This window comes from Streptomyces gottesmaniae (assembly GCF_031845845.1).
Lineage (GTDB): Bacteria > Actinomycetota > Actinomycetes > Streptomycetales > Streptomycetaceae > Streptomyces > Streptomyces akebiae.
This window is the reverse complement of the sequence record NZ_JAVRFJ010000021.1, coordinates 141,188-159,538: the sequence shown is the minus strand read 5'-3', so window position 1 is coordinate 159,538 and position 18,351 is coordinate 141,188. Positions and strand designations below refer to the sequence as shown.

The window sequence follows — 18,351 nt, the reverse complement described above, 5'->3', positions numbered from 1 at the left end:
CCCCTCCGCACCCCCGCCCGCACGCATCGCCACCCCCGCACCGCCGCTGGGGCCTCCCCGCCCCCCTCGCCCCCGCGCCCGAGCACCCCGATCGACGGCCCCTGCCCCGCGCGGCCGGGCCGGGCCTGCTGCCCGTCGTCGATCGCGTCCCCACCCGGGACAAGGTCGTCTTCCTCACGTACGACGACGGGGCCGAGAAGGACCCCCGGTTCGTCGACATGGTGCGTGAGCTGCGGCTGCCGGTGAGCATGTTCCTGACGGACAGCGTCGTGGGACCCGGATACGGCCACTTCGCACGGCTGCGGGCGGTCGGCGCGACCGTGCAGAACCACACGCTCGACCACACCGCCCTGCGCGGCCTGCCGTACGCCGGACAGCGCGCCGAGATCTGCGGCCAGCAGAACAAGCTCAAGCAGCGCTTCGGCGTCCGCCCGACCCTCTTCCGCCCGCCCTACGGCGTCTACGACACCACCACGCTCCGCGCGGGCGCCGACTGCGGCCTCTCCGCGGTGGTCCTGTGGCGCGCGTCCATGCAGATCCACGACCTCCGCTACGCCGTCGGCGACCGCCTCCGCCCGGGCGACATCGTTCTCGCCGGGTTCCGGGGCCCGGACCAGTTGAAGGGCACCACCCTCACGGAGATGACGACCCGGTTGCTGCGCCGCGTCCAGGAGCAGGGCCTGACGGTCGGCCGCCTGGAGGACTACCTCTGACGCCCCGCCACCCCCGGAACGGCGACCCTCCCGCACCCGCTCGACGGCCCGCCCGCACCCCGCCCGACGACCCGCCGCAACCCGCTCGATTAGCAGTCCGCTTGACCGAGTGCTAATCGCGGTCATAGTCTCAGGTCTGGCACTCCCCCCTGGAGAGTGCCAACAACGCGACGGGCAGGTCCGGCACCCGCGACGACGGATCCACCTGGTCGCCACCTCAGACAGTTAACCCCGTGAGATCTCCGAAGGGGGAGGTCGGATCGTGACGACCACCAGCTCCAAGGTTGCCATCAAGCCGCTCGAGGACCGCATTGTGGTCCAGCCGCTCGACGCCGAGCAGACCACCGCCTCTGGCCTGGTCATCCCGGACACCGCGAAGGAGAAGCCCCAGGAGGGCGTCGTCCTTGCCGTGGGTCCGGGCCGCTTCGAGGACGGCCAGCGGCTGCCGCTCGACGTCTCCGTCGGCGACATCGTGCTGTACAGCAAGTACGGCGGCACCGAGGTGAAGTACAACGGCGAGGAGTACCTCGTCCTCTCGGCTCGCGACGTGCTCGCGATCGTCGAGAAGTAGTTCGCCCGCTTCCTCACCGAAGCACCCTGCTTTTGAGCTGCGCCCTTGGCCCCCCGCGACCACTAATCAGCCGGGCGTCGGGGGCGCAGTTCGTTTCACCCACGTTTTCCGAGAGGGCTGAACCGCTCCCATGGCGAAGATCCTGAAGTTCGACGAGGACGCCCGTCGCGCCCTCGAGCGCGGCGTCAACAAGCTTGCCGACACGGTCAAGGTGACGATCGGCCCCAAGGGCCGCAACGTCGTCATCGACAAGAAGTTCGGCGCCCCCACCATCACCAACGACGGTGTGACCATCGCCCGCGAGGTCGAGGTCGAGGACCCGTACGAGAACCTCGGTGCCCAGCTGGTGAAGGAGGTGGCGACCAAGACCAACGACATCGCTGGTGACGGCACCACCACCGCCACCGTGCTCGCCCAGGCGCTGGTGCGCGAGGGCCTGAAGAACGTCGCCGCCGGTGCCTCCCCGGCCGCCCTGAAGAAGGGCATCGACGCCGCCGTCGCCGCGGTCTCCGAGGAGCTCCTCGCGACCGCCCGCCCGATCGACGAGAAGTCCGACATCGCCGCCGTCGCCGGTCTGTCCGCCCAGGACGTCCAGGTCGGCGAGCTCATCGCCGAGGCGATGGACAAGGTCGGCAAGGACGGTGTCATCACCGTCGAGGAGTCCAACACCTTCGGTCTGGAGCTGGACTTCACCGAGGGCATGGCCTTCGACAAGGGCTACCTGTCGCCGTACTTCGTGACGGACCAGGAGCGTATGGAGGCCGTCCTCGACGACCCGTACATCCTCATCCACCAGGGCAAGATCGGTTCCATCGCCGACCTGCTGCCGCTGCTGGAGAAGGTCATCCAGGCCAACGCCTCCAAGCCGCTGCTGATCATCGCCGAGGACGTCGAGGGCGAGGCCCTGTCGACCCTGGTCGTCAACAAGATCCGCGGCACCTTCAACGCGGTCGCCGTCAAGGCCCCCGGCTTCGGCGACCGTCGCAAGGCGATGCTGCAGGACATGGCGACGCTGACCGGCGCCGAGGTCATCTCCGAGGAGGTCGGCCTCAAGCTCGACCAGGTCGGTCTCGACGTGCTCGGCTCCGCCCGCCGCGTCACCGTCACCAAGGACGACACCACGATCGTCGACGGTGCCGGTGAATCCGGTGCGGTCCAGGGCCGCGTCGCCCAGATCAAGGCCGAGATCGAGAACACGGACTCCGACTGGGACCGCGAGAAGCTCCAGGAGCGCCTCGCCAAGCTGGCCGGCGGCGTGTGCGTCATCAAGGTCGGCGCCGCCACCGAGGTGGAGCTGAAGGAGAAGAAGCACCGTCTGGAGGACGCCATCTCCGCGACCCGCGCCGCGGTCGAGGAGGGCATCGTCTCCGGTGGTGGCTCCGCGCTCGTCCACGCCGTGAAGGTCCTGGAGGGCAACCTCGGCAAGACCGGCGACGAGGCCACGGGTGTCGCGGTCGTCCGCAAGGCCGCCGTCGAGCCGCTGCGCTGGATCGCCGAGAACGCCGGCCTGGAGGGCTACGTCATCACCTCCAAGGTCGCCGAGCTCGACAAGGGCCAGGGCTTCAACGCCGCCACCGGCGAGTACGGCGACCTGGTCAAGCAGGGCGTCATCGACCCGGTCAAGGTCACCCGCTCCGCCCTGGAGAACGCCGCCTCCATCGCCTCCCTCCTCCTCACGACCGAGACCCTGGTCGTCGAGAAGAAGGAAGAGGAGTCGGCCGACGCGGGCCACGGCCACGGTCACAGCCACTCCCACTGACGTACGACGTCGGTGAAGCCGTGGGCGAGGCCCGGCACCCCCGAGGGGTGCCGGGCCTCGCCGCGTCACCGCCCCCATAGGGCTGGTCCTCCAGGTCACTTCTCCAGGTCGTCGAGCGCGCCCAACTGACCCATCAGCCCGAGCCGGTCGTACTCCCACCAACCCTCGGCGATCTTCCCGTCGGACGCGAACCGGTGAATGACCGTCCCCGTCATGCGGACCCTCCGCCCACTGGCCGGAATCCCGAGGAAGTCCCCCTTGTGGGTCGCGTCCCAGGTCCACCGGGTGCACACCCGGTCACCCTGCGCGATCTGGTCCTCCACGGTGAACTCGAAGTCGAAGCCGCGCCGCCACTCCTCGCAGGTCCGCCTGAACGCGTCCATCCCGATGGCGTCGGGCTCCCCTGAGGGAACGTGGTCGTGGTAGTCCTCCATGAGCAGATCGTGGAGCGGCGGCAGTTCGCCCTTCGCGGCGATCGTCGTGAGGAACCGCCGCGTGGTGGCCCCGTACAACTGCTCGTCGCGCACCACGTCCAGATCGGTGAAGGTGGGCATCTCGTCGCACAGCGCCACCATCTCCTGGAAGATCCGCTCCGTCTCCGGCAGCCCGGAGTTCCGCATCGCCTCCTCGTACGAGGGGAACTCCACGATCTCCACGAGGTGCGACCCGTCCGAGCGGTCCTTCCCGATCACGCTGTGCGTAGCGGTCCGCTTTCCCTTGGTCTGCTCCACCCAGGTGTCCATCAGCCGGTTCATCTCGTCGAACCGGCTGGTCCTGCAATCGATGAGCTGCACGAATGTCATGACACACCGCCTCCCGACCCCCCTGGGTCCGGATGAACAGCTCCATTGTCGCGCCGGGACGCCGCCCTCTCACCCGCTGGAGCGTTCCCGGGGCCCGGACCGCTACTGCTGCGGCCCGTACTTCCGTCCCGTCTTCGAGGTGATCCCGCCCAGCAGCCCGCGAGGCACCACCTTCACGACACCCATCAGGGCCTTGTAGCGGGGGTCCGGGATGGAGACGGACCTGCCGCGGGCGAGGTCGGCGAGGGCGGCGGTGACGAGCTTGTCGGCGTCGAGCCACATCCAGGAGGGGATGTTGTCGGTGCCCATGCCGGCCCGGTCGTGGAACTCGGTACGGACGAAGCCGGGGCAGAGGGCCATCAGCCGCACCCCGCTCCCGGCCAGATCGCGCGCGGCACCCTGGGTGAACTGCACGACCCACGCCTTCGACGCCCCGTACGTGCCGCGCGGCACGAAGGCCGCGACCGACGCCACGTTCACCACACCGCCCCGGCCGCGCTCACGCATGGCCTCGGTGGCCGCCGAGGTGAGGCGCAGGACCGCCTCGCAGTGGACCTTGAGCATCCGCAGCTCGTCGGCCATGGCGACGTCGAGGTAACGGCCCTTGTTGCCGAAGCCGGCGTTGTTGATCAGCAGGTCGACCGGGTTCTTCCGGTCCGCCAGGCGCCGCGCCACCGTCTCGATGCCGTCGTCCGTCGCGAGGTCCGCCGTCAGCACCTCCGCCTCGATGCCGTGCCGGTCGTGCAACTCGGTCGCCTGCTCCCGCAGCCGCTTGGTGTCACGCGCCACCAGCACGAGGTTGTGCCCGTCCGCCGCCAGCCGCCGCGCGAAGGCGGCACCGATCCCCGCGGTCGATCCCGTAATCAGAGCCGTTGTCATGGCGCAAGCGTAGTGACCGGGAGGGTGGGCGTCCGATTGCTCCACCGCACGTTCACCAGCCAGTTCGCCGGCACCCCGGCGAACACCCGCACCGGCGTGGCGGCTTCACCGGCCCCCTGTCCCCGACCGGCCCGTCACCCTTGCTTCGCCACGTACTTCCGCGCCACCTCCCGCAGCTCCGGATGCAGTGCCTCACCCGCCGCCAACAGCCGTGGCAGCAGCTCGTGTTCGTTCATCGTGGCGCGGAAGGTGAGGGCCACGGTGACGTCGTGGTCCGGGCGGTGGACGATCTCGATCGGGTCGCCCGCGCTGATCTCGCCCGGCCGGATCACCCGCAGATACGCGCCGGGCGCACCCTGGCGCGTGAAGCGCTTGACCCAGCCCCGCTCGCCCAGGTGGCGCTGGAAGTTGAGGCAGGGGACGCGGCCGGACGTGACCTCCAGGACCACGTCCGGGCCGATCCGCCAGCGTTCGCCGATGAGGGCGCCCGAGACGTCGAGGCCCTCCGTGGTGAGGTTCTCGCCGAAGACCCCGCTGGGCAGGGTGCGGCCCAGTTCGCGCTCCCAGCCGTCCAGGTCCTCGCGGGCGAAGGCGTAGACCGCCTGGTCGTCGCCGCCGTGGTGCTCGGTGTTGCACACCGCGTCGCCGGCCACTCCGCTGGCGCCGACCCCCTTGGGTCCGGGCGCCGCCACCCGCACCGGCCCGTCCACCGGCCGCTTGTCGATGCCCGAGACCTTCTTCGACTCCTCCACGACGTCGACGGCCTTGGGGCGCCCCACATTCAGTGACAGAAGCTTCATACCGGCACCGTAGGCGGTGACGGTCAAAGCGTCGACGCGATATTCAGTACGCGGTCCAAGCCCCGCTTATGCTCGACGGCGTGATCGAGGCCCGCCATCTCCGTGTCCTGCGCGCCGTCGCCGCCACCGGTTCCTTCTCGGCGGCCGGACGGGAACTCGGCTGCACCCAGCCCGCCGTCAGCCAGCAGATGAAGGCGCTCGAATCCTCCGTCGGCACCCCGCTGCTGGTCCGCACCGGCCGCGAGATGCGGCTGACCCAGGCGGGCGAGGCGCTGGTACGGCACGCGGCCGGCATCCTCGCCGGGCTCACCGCGGCCGAGGAGGAGGTCGCCGCCATCGCCGGGCTGCGCGCCGGCCGGGTCCGCCTGGTCTCCTTCCCCAGCGGCAGTTCCACCCTCGTGCCCACCGCCCTGGCGGCCCTGCGCGCGGCCCACCCCGGCACCCGGGTCTCCCTGGAGGAGGCCGAACCGCCGCGCTCGGTCGAGATGCTCCGCGACGGCGACTGCGACATCGCGCTCGCCTTCCGCTACGAGGGCGCGGCGGAGGAGGGGGAGTGGGACGACCTGGTCGTGCGCCCCCTGCTCACGGACCGGCTCGTCGGGCTCGTCCCGCAGGGGCACCGGCTGGCCCGTGCACGCTCCATCGGCATCGGGGAGCTCGCCGAGGAACCCTGGATCGCCGGCTGCCCGCGCTGCCGGGGGCAGCTGGTACGGGTCTGCGAGAGCGCGGGCTTCACGCCCCGGATCGACTTCGCGACCGACGACTACCCGGCGGTGGTCGGTCTGGTGGGCGCGGGGCTGGGGGTCGCCGTGCTGCCGGAGCTGGCCGTGGAGTCCGTACGTCCGAAGGGGGTGCGGACGGTGTCGGTCGAGCCGGTGGTGCACCGGGAGATCGTGGCGCTCACCCTGCCGGATCTGGCCCTGGTACCCACGGTCGCGGTGACGCTGGACCGGCTGGCCGGAGCGGCCGCGCGCTAGCGCCCGCGAGGGTTCCGGCGTAGCGCCGGACCGTCCCCGGCGCACCTGCCGTACGACCGGCGCCGGGATCTTGCAAAAACGTTCCTTCAGGTGTTCGAACCTGTGTCGGAGCCGGGTGCGGACGCCGTCACCAGCCGGTGGCGCGCCCTGCCCATGAGCTCCTCGCGCTCGTCCTCGGTCAGCCCGCCCCACACGCCGTACGGCTCGCGCACCGCGAGGGCGTGGGCCGCGCACTGCGCGCGCACCGGGCATCGCATGCAGACCTCTTTGGCCGAGTTCTCACGAGCGCTCCGTGCCGCACCGCGTTCTCCTTCGGGGTGGAAGAAGAGTGAGCTGTCGACCCCGCGGCAAGCCGCGAGGAGCTGCCAGTCCCACAGATCAGCGTTCGGTCCGGGAAGGCGGGAGAAATCTGCCATTGCGTGTCCCCTTGTTGCCGTTCTGGGAGGAGATGTTGCCCATGACCGTACATCGACTATCTAAGGAGATGAAAATATGACTCATTGCGAATCTAGCCTCAGACACCAATAAATGGGAACAAAAACGTCTGAATGGGGCATAGGTTGTGATGAAACGTTGAGGGTCCCTCGCGCATGTCTGCACCGTGTCCAGCCCCTCACGTAGAGTGCCGAAGGTGGCCAGCCATCCCGTAACTCTTTCGAGTGACCGTCGTTGAGACGGGCGGAGGCGGTTGAAGGAACAAGCGCTCGGGCAGGCGTTCGTGTCCGCTCGTGAGTGTCGACCGCACAGGTGACGATTTCGTACCAGCCTGGAGGCTCAAGGTGACGCGCATCAGCTGCGGAGGACGGTCATGACATCCGTCCTCGTCTGCGACGACTCCCCGCTTGCCCGAGAGGCGCTGCGCCGCGCGGTGGCGACCGTGCCCGGCGTCGAGCGCGTGACCACGGCGGCCAACGGCGAGGAAGTCCTCCGCCGCTGGGGGGCCGACCGCTCGGATCTGATTCTGATGGACGTACGCATGCCCGGTCTGGGCGGCGTCGAGACAGTGCGGCGGCTGCTGTCCGCCGACCCCGGGGCGCGCATCATCATGCTCACCGTCGCCGAGGACCTGGACGGCGTGGCCCTCGCGGTCGCCGCCGGCGCACGGGGCTATCTGCACAAGGACGCCTCCCGCGCGGAGCTGCGCGCCACGGTGACCCAGGCCCTCGCCGACCCGACCTGGCGGCTCGCCCCGCGTCGACTGCGCTCCGCCGAGATGGGCGCCGCGCCGACACTGACGGCGCGCGAGATCCAGGTCCTGGAGGGCATGAGCCACGGCCGGTCCAACGCCGAGATCGGTCGCGAGCTCTTCCTCTCCGAGGACACCGTCAAGACCCACGCCAGGCGCCTGTTCAAGAAGCTCGGCGCCTCCGACCGCGCGCACGCGGTGGCGCTCGGCTTCCGCTGGGGTCTGGTCCGCTGAGTGGACCGTGCCGGGGGCAGTCCCCCACGAGGGAGGAGCCCCGCCTGCCGCACGGCGGGCGGGGGTGACGAGACGATCCGCCGGGTGCCCGCTGCTCGTTTCGCCGCGGATGCCGCATCCTTGAGGTGTGGAGTTCCTAGGGGAGCAGTCGAACGAGCGGGAGGGGAGGGCGCAGGAGATGAGTTCCGGCGCGCCTGCTCATAACGCTTCGGTGCACAACCATGGACGTGGCGCCACGGACCGGACGGCCGCAAGGCACCATGGACCGATGCGCGACGACGAGACGACAGTGATCGGTGCGCTCGTGCATCGCGCGGTCGACGGGGACGAGCAGGCAACGCACGATCTGCTCGCCCATGTCCACCCCTTGGCGCTGCGCTACTGCCGCACCCGTCTGTCCCGGCTGCCGGGCGACGCGCGGCACTTCGTGGAGGACCTGGCGCAGGAGGTCTGTGTCGCCGTCCTCCTCGCGCTGCCGCGCTACAAGGACACCGGAAGGCCGTTCGAGGCGTTCGTCTTCGCCATCGCCGGCCACAAGGTCGCCGACCTGCAACGGGCGGCGATGCGCCACCCCGGGTCGACGGCCGTCCCCTCGGACGAGATGCCGGAGCGCCCCGACGACTCCCTCGGCCCCGAGGAGCGCGCCCTGCTCAGCAGCGACGCCGAGTGGGCCAAGAAGCTCCTGGCCAACCTCCCCGAGAACCAGCGGGAGCTGCTGCTGCTGAGGATCGCGGTGGGGCTCACGGCCGAGGAGACCGGACAGATGCTGGGGATGTCACCGGGCGCGGTCCGGGTGGCCCAGCACCGGGCGCTGAGCAGACTCCGGGCGCTGGCGGAGCAGTAGGGGCGGCCTCCGGTGAGCCGCTGGCACCGGCGTCCGGCGACGGGTCGAAGGCGCCCGCGATGAACACGCGGGGCGCCTTTTCCGTACGAACATACGAAGCCCGGCAGGACTTCGTACCGTGGAATGTGTGCTCCGCGCTTCCCGTTAGCATGGACATCCGCACCGATCAAGGCCATTTGGGGAAGGTGTCATGACTGCCAACGTCGACGGAGTGCCCGATAAATTCGCGACGCTCGGGCTGACCTACGACGACGTGCTGCTGCTGCCGGGCGCGTCGGACATGTCACCCGACGAGATCGACACCGCCTCGTACGTCTCCAAGAACGTCCGGGTGAACATCCCGCTGCTCTCGGCCGCGATGGACAAGGTCACCGAGTCCCGCATGGCCATCGCCATGGCCCGCCAGGGCGGCGTCGGCGTGCTGCACCGCAACCTCTCCATCGAGGACCAGGCCAACCAGGTCGACCTGGTGAAGCGCTCCGAGTCCGGCATGGTGGCCGACCCGATCACCGTGCACCCGGACGCCACGCTCGCCGAGGCCGACGCGCTCTGCGCCAAGTTCCGCATCAGCGGCGTCCCGGTGACGGACGGCAACAAGAAGCTGCTCGGCATCGTCACCAACCGCGACATGGCCTTCGAGACCGACCGCTCGCAGCGGGTCCGCGAGGTCATGACGCCGATGCCGCTGGTCACCGGCAAGGTCGGCATCTCCGGCGTCGAGGCCATGGAGCTGCTGCGCAAGCACAAGATCGAGAAGCTTCCGCTGGTCGACGACGCGGGCATCCTCAAGGGCCTCATCACGGTCAAGGACTTCGTCAAGGCCGAGAAGTACCCGCACGCGGCGAAGGACGGCGAGGGCCGCCTCCTCGTCGGAGCGGCCGTCGGTGTCGCCGGCGACGCCTTCGAGCGCGCCCAGGCCCTCATCGAGAACGGCGTCGACTTCATCGTCGTCGACACCGCCCACGGCCACTCCCGCCTGGTCGGCGACATGGTCGCCAAGATCAAGTCGAACTCCTCCGGCGTCGACGTCATCGGCGGCAACATCGCCACGCGTGACGGCGCCCAGGCCCTCATCGACTCCGGCGTGGACGGCATCAAGGTCGGCGTCGGCCCCGGTTCCATCTGTACGACCCGCGTCGTCGCCGGCATCGGCGTCCCGCAGGTCACCGCCATCTACGAGGCCTCCCTCGCCGCCAAGGAGGCCGGTATCCCGGTCATCGGCGACGGTGGCCTGCAGTACTCCGGTGACATCGCCAAGGCCCTGGTCGCGGGCGCCGACACCGTGATGCTCGGTTCCCTGCTCGCGGGCTGCGCCGAGTCGCCGGGCGAGCTGCTGTTCATCAACGGCAAGCAGTTCAAGTCGTACCGCGGCATGGGCTCTCTCGGGGCCATGCAGTCCCGCGGTGACCGCAAGTCGTTCTCCAAGGACCGCTACTTCCAGGAGGGCGTCGCCTCCGACGAGCAGCTCGTCCCCGAGGGCATCGAGGGCCAGGTGCCCTACCGCGGCCCGCTCTCCTCGGTCGTCCACCAGCTGGTCGGCGGCCTGCGCCAGTCGATGTTCTACGTCGGCGGACGTACCGTCCCGGACCTCCAGGCGAACGGCCGGTTCGTCCGGATCACCTCCGCGGGCCTCAAGGAGAGCCACCCGCACGACATCCAGATGACGGTCGAGGCGCCGAACTACAGCCGTAAGTAGACGGCGGACCTGGTGAGGGCGGCCTCGGAGCATCCGGGGCCGCCCTCGTCGTGCCCGTCGGCGATACTGGTAGACGCTGAACGCATCAGGGAAAGGCCACAGACGTGACTGAGATCGAGATCGGGCGCGGCAAGCGCGGCCGCCGGGCGTACGCCTTCGACGACATCGCCGTCGTCCCCAGCCGCCGTACGCGGGACCCGAAGGAGGTCTCGATCGCCTGGCAGATCGACGCCTACCGCTTCGAGCTGCCCTTCCTGGCCGCTCCCATGGACTCGGTCGTCTCCCCGGCCACCGCGATCCGCATCGGTGAGATGGGCGGCCTCGGCGTCCTCAACCTCGAAGGCCTCTGGACGCGGTACGAGGACCCGCAGCCGCTGCTGGACGAGATCACCGGCATGCCGGACGAGGCCGCGACCCGCCGCCTCCAGGAGATCTACGCCGCTCCCATCAAGGAGGAGCTGATCGGGCAGCGCATCAAGGAGGTGCGCGACTCCGGTGTCGTGACCGCCGCCGCGCTCTCCCCGCAGCGCACCGCCCAGTTCTCCAAGGCCGTCGTGGACGCGGGCGTCGACATCTTCGTCATCCGCGGTACGACCGTGTCGGCGGAGCACGTCTCCGGTTCGCACGAGCCGCTGAACCTGAAGCAGTTCATCTACGAGCTGGACGTTCCCGTGATCGTCGGCGGCTGCGCCACCTACACGGCCGCCCTGCACCTGATGCGCACCGGCGCGGCCGGCGTCCTCGTCGGCTTCGGCGGCGGCGCGGCCCACACCACGCGCAACGTGCTCGGCATCCGGGTCCCGATGGCCACGGCGGTCGCCGACGTCGCCGCCGCCCGCCGCGACTACATGGACGAGTCCGGCGGCCGGTACGTGCACGTCATCGCGGACGGCGGTGTCGGCTGGTCCGGCGACATCCCGAAGGCGATCGCCTGCGGCGCGGACGCCGTGATGATGGGTTCGCCGCTGGCGCGCGCCACGGACGCGCCCGGCAAGGGCAACCACTGGGGCATGGAGGCGGTGAACGAGGAGCTGCCGCGCGGCAAGAAGGTCGACCTCGGGACCGTGGGCACGATCGAGGAGGTCCTTACCGGGCCGTCCCACACCCCCGACGGCTCCATGAACCTCTTCGGTGCGCTGCGACGGGCGATGGCCACCACCGGGTACAGCGAGCTGAAGGAGTTCCAGCGCGTCGAGGTGACGGTGGCGGACTCGCAGCACATGCGGTGAGATGACGCCGCGCTCGGCTTGAGCGGGGCTTGAGGGCTCGGTCGCCTCGGGGTGACCGGGCCCTTTTGCGTGCTCAAGTGGGGTGGTGGGGGCGTGAGTTGCGGGGTGGGGGCGCGTGGTGGTGTTCGGGGCGAATGTGGGCCGAACGGGCGTAGTCGGGCGATAGCGTTCGTGTCCGGCGCCCCGGCTTGGCTGGGAGCCCCCTTCCAAGGACATGGTCCGGACCCCGCCCTCGGGGCCCGGCCCGATTCCGACGGACCGTCCACCGGGCACTGGGCGGTGTCGTGGAAGGGGGCGCCCATGGGACGTCACCGCAAGCCCACTCGCTGGGACCGGATCCGTCTGCGGATGGTGAAGTGCCGGAGGAGGTGGATCTTGCGGATCTACGGATGGTGAGCGGCCGCCCCCACACAAGCTAGGGGCGGACACTCCGTGAACCATCCAGGAGCTCGTCGCAGTGCCCTCTGCGGCGGGCTCCACCTGTATCCGTACGGTACCGGTGGACGCGGTCGGCTGCCAGCGGCCCCGGAGGTCAGGGCTGTGCCGTGCGCCCCCTCTCACAACCTGTGCGCCGCCCCCGTAGGTGTGGCCCCCCGGGTGTCCAGCAGGAGTTGGGCCTTCACCGACAGGCCCTGGAGGTCGTACGTGCGGTGCTGCTGGAGGAGGATCGTCAGGTCGGCGTCGGCGGTGGCCTCGTAGAGGGAGTCGGCGCGGGGGATGGGGCGGTCGAGGACGCTCCAGGTGGGGATGTGCGGGTCGTGGTAGCTGACGTGGGCGCCGAGTTCGATGAGGCGGCGGGCGATCTCGTCGGCGGGGGTGCCCTGTTGGTCGGGTACGTCGGGCTTGTAGGTGATGCCCAGGAGGAGGACGCGGGCGCCCCGGGCCGACTTGCCGTGCTCGTTGAGGAGGGTGGCGGCGCGCTGGACGACGTACTGGGGCATGCGGTTGTTGACGCGCTGGGCCAGTTCGACCATGCGGAGCGAGCGGGGGGCGTGGCCCGACAGGTCCTGGGGGAGGGCGTGGCCGCCGACGCCGGGGCCGGGGCGGAAGGCCTGGAAGCCGAAGGGTTTCGTCTCGGCGCAGCGGATGACGTCCCAGAGGTCGACGTTCAGGTCGTTGCAGAGGGCGGCCATCTCGTTGACCAGGGCGATGTTGACGTGGCGGTAGTTGGTCTCCAGGAGGTGGACCGTCTCCGCCTCGCGCAGGCCACGCGCGCGTACCACCTTGTCGGTGAGACGGCCGTAGAAGGCGGCCGCCGATTCCGTGCAGGCGGGGGTGAGGCCGCCGATCACCTTGGGGGTGTTGGCGGGGCCGAAGTCGCGGTTGCCCGGGTCCACGCGCGCGGGGGAGTAGGCGAGGTGGAAGTCGCGGCCGGCCCGTAGGCCGGAGCCCTCTTCGAGGAGGGGGCGCAGGAGTCCCTCGGTCGTGCCCGGGGGGACCGGGGACTCCAGGATGACCGTGGTGTGCGGGCGCAGCCGGGCGGCCAGGGTGCGGGCGGCCTCCTCGACCTGGGTGAGGTCGAGCGAGCCGTCTGCGCCGAGGGGGGTGGGTGCGCAGATGACCGCCGTGCGGACGCGACCGAGTTCGGCGGGGCTGGTGGTGGGCTTGAAGCCGCGGGCCAGCATGCGGCGCAGTTCGCCGGGGGTGAGCGAGCCGGAGTCGGGACCGGTGCGGTAACCGAGCGTGGCGATGCCGGCGGCGACGGCGGCCTGGGCCAGCGGCAGCCCCAACTGGCCGAGTCCGATCACGGCGAGATCTGCGGGCATGGCGAGGGCCGTCCTTCCCAGTAACCGAAGCGGGACAGACGCGCAAGCCCGGTGGTCTGGATGAGCGAGCGCAATGTCACATTAGGCGGAAATATGACCGATATGCGGGATTGGGACGTTGTTTTTCTGTGCGCGTCCTGCGGAGTTATCCACAGGCTGACGGCCGGTGGTGGCCGAAGTCGGGCAAGGCGGTCAGAATTTCGGGCAGGGGATGCGAGTGGGACGAAAGAGCTGGGTCTCGCCTGACGGGCATGCAGGGATGAGGCCGACGCGACGGACAGCGGGAGGCAGCGATGAGGACAGCGGCACTGGGACCGGCGCAGCGCGCCGAGTCACTGGCGGGTATGGCCGAGCGCGAGCTGGACGTGCTGGTCGTGGGTGGTGGAGTCGTCGGTGCGGGCACGGCCCTGGACGCCGTGACCCGCGGTCTGTCCACGGGCCTGGTCGAGGCGCGTGACTGGGCGTCGGGCACCTCCAGTCGGTCCAGCAAACTGATCCACGGTGGGCTGCGCTATCTGGAGATGCTCGACTTCGCCCTCGTCCGCGAGGCCCTGAAGGAACGTGGGCTGCTGCTGGAGCGCCTGGCCCCTCATCTGGTGAAGCCCGTGCCCTTCCTCTATCCCTTGCAGCACAAGGGCTGGGAGCGGTGGTACGCGGGCTCGGGCGTCGCCTTGTACGACGGGATGTCGATGGCGCGCGGACACGGGCGGGGGCTGCCGATCCACCGTCATCTGACCCGCCACCACGCCCTGCGCATCGCGCCCTGCCTGAAGAAGGACGCCCTCGTCGGGGCGCTGCAGTACTACGACGCCCAGATGGACGACGCCCGGTATGTGGCCACCATGGTGCGCACGGCCGCGTCGTACGGGGCGAAGGTCGCCAACCGCGCGCGGGTGAGCGGGTTCCTGCGGGAGGGCGAGCGGGTCGTCGGGGCCAAGGTGCAGGACGTCGAGGGCGGCGGGGAGTACGAGATCCGCGCCCGGCAGGTCGTCAACGCGACCGGGGTGTGGACCGACGACACCCAGGCGATGGTGGGCGAGCGCGGGCAGTTCCACGTCCGGGCCTCCAAAGGCATCCATCTGGTCGTACCGAAGGACCGGATCCACTCCACGACCGGGCTGATCCTGCGGACCGAGAAGTCCGTGCTGTTCGTCATCCCCTGGGGGCGGCACTGGATCGTGGGCACGACGGACACCGACTGGGACCTCGACAAGGCGCACCCGGCGGCGTCCAGCGCGGACATCGACTATCTGCTGGAGCACGTGAACTCGGTCCTGGCGGTGCCGCTGACGCGGGACGACGTGCAGGGGGTGTACGCGGGGCTGCGGCCGTTGCTCGCGGGGGAGTCGGACGCCACCAGCAAGCTCTCGCGCGAGCACATCGTGGCACATCCGGTGCCGGGGCTGGTGGTCGTGGCCGGGGGCAAGTACACGACGTACCGGGTCATGGCCAAGGACGCGGTGGACGCCGCCGTGCACGGGCTCGACCAGCGGGTCGCTGAGTGTGTCACCGAGGATGTGCCGCTGCTGGGCGCGGAAGGATACCGGGCCCTGTGGAACGCGCGGGCACGGATCGCGGCGAGCACCGGGCTGCATGTGGTGCGGGTGGAGCATCTGCTGAACCGGTACGGGTCGGCGACCGAGGAACTGCTCGATCTCATCGCCTCCGATCCGTCGATGGGGGAGCCGTTGCACGCGGCCGACGACTATCTGCGGGCCGAGGTGGTGTACGCGGCCTCGCACGAGGGGGCGCGGCATCTCGACGACGTGCTCACTCGGCGGACGCGGATCTCGATCGAGACGTTCGACCGGGGGACGCGCAGTGCGCGCGAGGCGGCGGAGCTGATGGCTCCTGTGCTCGGGTGGGACAAGGACCAGATCGAGCGGGAGGTCCAGCACTACGAGAAGAGGGTGGAGGCGGAGCGGGAGTCGCAGCGGCAGCCGGACGACCTGACGGCGGATGCGGCGCGATTGGGGGCGCCGGACATCGTGCCGCTGTAGTTCGGGCGGCCCCCGCCGTCCTCGACCGTCCGTCCCGAGGGCGCTGCTCCTTCGCGCGCCCGGCCGTTCATGGGGCTGCGGCCCCCGATCCCCCTGCCGCCCTTCGGGCTCGTCCTGGGTGCCGGACGGGCTGAAGGGGGCGGGCCCGCTTCTGGGGGTCCCTCAGAAATCGGGCACCGGCTGTGAAGTGTGGATGGGCGCGGTGAGGGGCTTGGAGACCGGGTGGCTGGTTGAGGGGGGCCCAGGGCGTGGGGCGGTTGGCGGGTGGGTGACAATGGAGGCTCTGTCAGGGCGGGTTGCATGAGGGGACGCATGTCGGAGGCGGAGCGGGCTGGGGAATCCCGTCAGGACAAGGACGCACGTCTCCTCGCCGGGCGGTACCGGCTGGGAGGGGTGCTCGGTCGCGGCGGCATGGGCACGGTGTGGCGTGCCATGGACGAGACGTTGGGCCGTACGGTCGCCGTCAAGGAGCTGAGGTTCCCGTCGAGCATCGACGAGGACGAGAAACGGCGGCTGATCACGCGCACGTTGCGCGAGGCCAAGGCGATCGCGCGGATCCGCAACAACGCCGCGGTGACGGTGTTCGACGTCGTCCACGAGGACGACCGGCCGTGGATCGTGATGGAACTCGTCGAGGGCAAGTCGCTCGCCGAGGTCATCCGTGAGGACGGCGTCCTCGAACCGAGGCGGGCCGCCGAGGTGGGGCTCGCCATCCTCGACGTGCTGCGCGCCGCGCACCGCGAGGGCATCCTGCACCGGGACGTGAAGCCGTCGAACGTGCTCATCGACAAGCACGACGGGCGGGTCGTCCTCACCGACTTCGGCATCGCACAGGTCGAGGGCGACCCCTCCATCACCTCGACCGGCATGCTCGTGGGCGCTCCCTCGTACATCTCGCCGGAGCGGGCACGCGGGCACAAGCCCGGGCCCGCCGCCGACCTGTGGTCGCTCGGCGGTCTGCTCTACGCGGCGGTCGAGGGGGTGCCGCCCTACGACAAGGGTTCGGCCATAGCGACGCTGACCGCGGTGATGACCGAGCCGGTGCCGCAGCCGAAGCGCGCCGGGGCCCTGAAGGACGTCATCTTCGGCCTGCTCACCAAGGACCCCGAGCGGCGCCTCGACGACGCCGGCGCACGGGCCATGCTCAACAGGGTGATCCACGCGCCGGATCCGAAGGACGTCGAGCCGGCGGACGCCACGCGGGTCGTGCCGCTGCCGCCGGTGCCTGAGGAGCGCTCGAAGAAGGGTGGTGGCGGTGGGGCCGGGTCCGGGGCCAAGAACGGCGGTGGCGAGCGGGCTCGCGCGCCACGGTGGTCCATGCGGAAGGGGCCGGCTGGGGCCGCGGCCGGGGCGGCTGTCGGCACGGGCACCGGCACCGGTGCCGCGCGGGGTGCGTCCGGTGGGGCTTCGGGCGGTGCCTCGGGTGCGGTTTCCGGTGGGGCCGGTGCGAAGTCCTCGACCTCGACTCCGGCGACCGTGACGACGCGGTCCGCCTCCGTCGGGGTGTCGTCCGGTGCCGACAGAGCCAAGGCCTCCGGCGGGGGCGCCGCGCAGGCGGCAGGCAAGCCGGCCGCCGGGGTGCCCGGACCGCGTGCCGCGGGTGCCGGTCAGGGCGCGGGCTCGGGGAACTCCGTTTCGGCGGGGCGGACTTCGGGGTGGCCCGAGATGGTGCCGCCGGATCTGCCGCCGCGGCCGGTGCCCAGGGCGCCGATCACCGACGTGGTCTCACGGCGGACGCTGGCGGTCATCGCGGTGGCCGTCGTCCTGGCCGTCCTCGGGACCGTCTTGGCGCTCACCCTCGGTGGTGACGACGGCAGTTCGACCGGCAGCAAGGGGGCCGACACCAAGACGGCCGCGTCCAGCGGGACGGCGTCGGGGAGCGACGCCGACAGCAAGGACGCGGACAAGAACACGGACGAGGGCGCCGACAAGGACAAGGGGTCCGACCCCAGCCCGGACGGGGAGACGACGGAGCAGGCCGCCGGTTCGAGCGGCGCCGGGGGTTCACCCAGTCCTTCGGGCGGGTCGAACGGGTCGGTGAACGGCGACGACTCCGGCTCGGGGGACATCGCGACCGAGACGTACAAGAGCGCGCAGGGGTTCTCGATCGGGCTGCCCGCCGGATGGAAGTACCAGTCCACGGACGCCGCGGGAGCCCGGTTCTCCGGCCCCGAAGGTCAGCGGCTGCTCGTCGGGTGGACGACCACGCCGAAGAGCGACCCGGTCGCGGACTGGAAGAACCAGGAACGCTTCATGACGCGTTCGCAGTACGAGCGGATCCGAATAGAGGCGGTGGACTACCGGGGCTGGAACGCGGCCGACTGGGAGTTCACCTACGTGGAGAGCGGCACGAAGAACCGGTCGATCGACCGCGGGTTCGTCGTCGACTCGCAGCAGGGATACGCGCTGATGTACACCGCGAAGGCCGCGAAGTGGAGCGGTGCGCTGCGCAAGGACACCTGGCGGACGTTCACCAAGACCTTCGAGCCGAAGTCGTGAGGGGCCGGGCGCCTCGCTCTCGGCCCCGCCCGTGACGGTGTGCGCAGGGGCGCGTGTGGCGGGGTTTTGTGCGCCGGTGCGTTAGGGGCAGTGGCTCTGTGCGGACCCGTGCCTCGATTCGCGTGACCGCACGGGGGCGTGCGGGTGCGTGGGCGGGGGCGAGTCGCTTCCCTATGAGCTCGGCTGCGGGAGTTGTGCCCGCCGGGTGAGTTCGGGGACGGGTCTTCCGGGGAAGATCGGATGCGTTCGAGCGCATTCGAGACGAACGAGATATCGCATCGAGTCAATGAGAGTTGCCTCCGGCACGTATCGTGAAGGGCTGCGGTCCGTACGCATCCAGAACGGAACGGGTCGCTGGGCGAGCGGAATTGACCAACCGGCCGGCCGGGGGAGGG

15 protein-coding genes are annotated in these 18,351 nt (G+C 70.5%); 10 read left to right on the top strand and 5 right to left on the bottom strand.

Annotated features, from left to right (window positions below; all coding sequences use genetic code 11):
- The 3 genes from RM704_RS24025 to groL all read left to right on the top strand — a co-directional run.
- On the top strand, nucleotides 1-713 hold a 713-nt coding region (locus tag RM704_RS24025; RefSeq protein ID WP_311591181.1), incomplete at its 5' end, for a polysaccharide deacetylase family protein.
- A 262-nt stretch (nucleotides 714-975) separates the two neighbouring features.
- Nucleotides 976-1,284, top strand: a complete 309-nt coding sequence (groES, locus tag RM704_RS24020; RefSeq protein WP_033527131.1) for a co-chaperone GroES — start codon at nucleotides 976-978, stop codon at nucleotides 1,282-1,284.
- 130 nt (nucleotides 1,285-1,414) lie between these two features.
- Nucleotides 1,415-3,043 carry a chaperonin GroEL gene (gene groL, locus RM704_RS24015; RefSeq protein WP_033527130.1) on the top strand — a complete coding sequence of 543 codons (1,629 nt, stop codon included), beginning with the start codon at nucleotides 1,415-1,417 and terminating at the stop codon, nucleotides 3,041-3,043.
- Nucleotides 3,044-3,138: 95 nt separating this feature from the next.
- On the opposite strand, the gene RM704_RS24010 is transcribed toward groL, so the two are convergent.
- From RM704_RS24010 to RM704_RS24000, 3 genes are all read right to left on the bottom strand, one after another.
- The gene (locus tag RM704_RS24010; protein WP_033527129.1) at nucleotides 3,139-3,846 is read right to left on the bottom strand and encodes an ester cyclase; all 708 of its coding nucleotides are present in this window, start codon (nucleotides 3,844-3,846) and stop codon (nucleotides 3,139-3,141) included.
- Nucleotides 3,847-3,948: 102 nt separating this feature from the next.
- Complete coding sequence (locus RM704_RS24005; RefSeq protein WP_033527128.1) at nucleotides 3,949-4,725, bottom strand: SDR family NAD(P)-dependent oxidoreductase; 777 nt, start codon at nucleotides 4,723-4,725, stop codon at nucleotides 3,949-3,951.
- Between the two features lie 134 nt (nucleotides 4,726-4,859).
- Nucleotides 4,860-5,525, bottom strand: coding sequence for an MOSC domain-containing protein (locus RM704_RS24000; RefSeq protein WP_192829648.1), 666 nt, complete (start codon nucleotides 5,523-5,525; stop codon nucleotides 4,860-4,862).
- 80 nt (nucleotides 5,526-5,605) lie between these two features.
- Between RM704_RS24000 and RM704_RS23995 the strand changes: the two genes are divergently transcribed.
- Nucleotides 5,606-6,502, top strand: coding sequence for a LysR family transcriptional regulator (locus RM704_RS23995; protein ID WP_033527132.1), 897 nt, complete (start codon nucleotides 5,606-5,608; stop codon nucleotides 6,500-6,502).
- Between the two features lie 86 nt (nucleotides 6,503-6,588).
- Here RM704_RS23995 and RM704_RS23990 read toward each other — a convergent pair whose 3' ends face one another.
- Nucleotides 6,589-6,918 carry a WhiB family transcriptional regulator gene (locus tag RM704_RS23990; RefSeq protein ID WP_033527127.1) on the bottom strand — a complete coding sequence of 110 codons (330 nt, stop codon included), beginning with the start codon at nucleotides 6,916-6,918 and terminating at the stop codon, nucleotides 6,589-6,591.
- 392 nt (nucleotides 6,919-7,310) lie between these two features.
- Between RM704_RS23990 and RM704_RS23985 the strand changes: the two genes are divergently transcribed.
- The 4 genes from RM704_RS23985 to RM704_RS23970 all read left to right on the top strand — a co-directional run bounded on the left by RM704_RS23985 (nucleotide 7,311) and on the right by RM704_RS23970 (nucleotide 11,691).
- Nucleotides 7,311-7,922, top strand: coding sequence for a response regulator transcription factor (locus RM704_RS23985; RefSeq protein WP_003948568.1), 612 nt, complete (start codon nucleotides 7,311-7,313; stop codon nucleotides 7,920-7,922).
- 268 nt (nucleotides 7,923-8,190) lie between these two features.
- The gene (locus RM704_RS23980; protein ID WP_005481141.1) at nucleotides 8,191-8,766 is read left to right on the top strand and encodes a sigma-70 family RNA polymerase sigma factor; all 576 of its coding nucleotides are present in this window, start codon (nucleotides 8,191-8,193) and stop codon (nucleotides 8,764-8,766) included.
- A gap of 190 nt (nucleotides 8,767-8,956) precedes the next feature.
- Complete coding sequence (gene guaB / locus RM704_RS23975; protein ID WP_033527126.1) at nucleotides 8,957-10,462, top strand: IMP dehydrogenase; 1,506 nt, start codon at nucleotides 8,957-8,959, stop codon at nucleotides 10,460-10,462.
- A gap of 104 nt (nucleotides 10,463-10,566) precedes the next feature.
- The gene (locus tag RM704_RS23970) at nucleotides 10,567-11,691 is read left to right on the top strand and encodes a GuaB3 family IMP dehydrogenase-related protein (protein ID WP_033527125.1); all 1,125 of its coding nucleotides are present in this window, start codon (nucleotides 10,567-10,569) and stop codon (nucleotides 11,689-11,691) included.
- Nucleotides 11,692-12,248: 557 nt separating this feature from the next.
- Here RM704_RS23970 and RM704_RS23965 read toward each other — a convergent pair.
- A complete protein-coding gene (locus RM704_RS23965; RefSeq protein WP_033527124.1) occupies nucleotides 12,249-13,457 on the bottom strand; it encodes a nucleotide sugar dehydrogenase in 1,209 nt (402 codons plus the stop codon).
- A 293-nt stretch (nucleotides 13,458-13,750) separates the two neighbouring features.
- On the opposite strand from RM704_RS23965, the gene RM704_RS23960 reads away from it, so the two are divergent.
- Nucleotides 13,751-15,457: a glycerol-3-phosphate dehydrogenase/oxidase gene (locus RM704_RS23960; RefSeq protein ID WP_033527123.1), complete on the top strand. Its 1,707-nt coding sequence runs from the start codon at nucleotides 13,751-13,753 to the stop codon at nucleotides 15,455-15,457.
- Nucleotides 15,458-15,769: 312 nt separating this feature from the next.
- The gene (locus RM704_RS23955; protein WP_033527122.1) at nucleotides 15,770-17,956 is read left to right on the top strand and encodes a serine/threonine-protein kinase; all 2,187 of its coding nucleotides are present in this window, start codon (nucleotides 15,770-15,772) and stop codon (nucleotides 17,954-17,956) included.
- Nucleotides 17,957-18,351 lie beyond the last annotated feature (395 nt).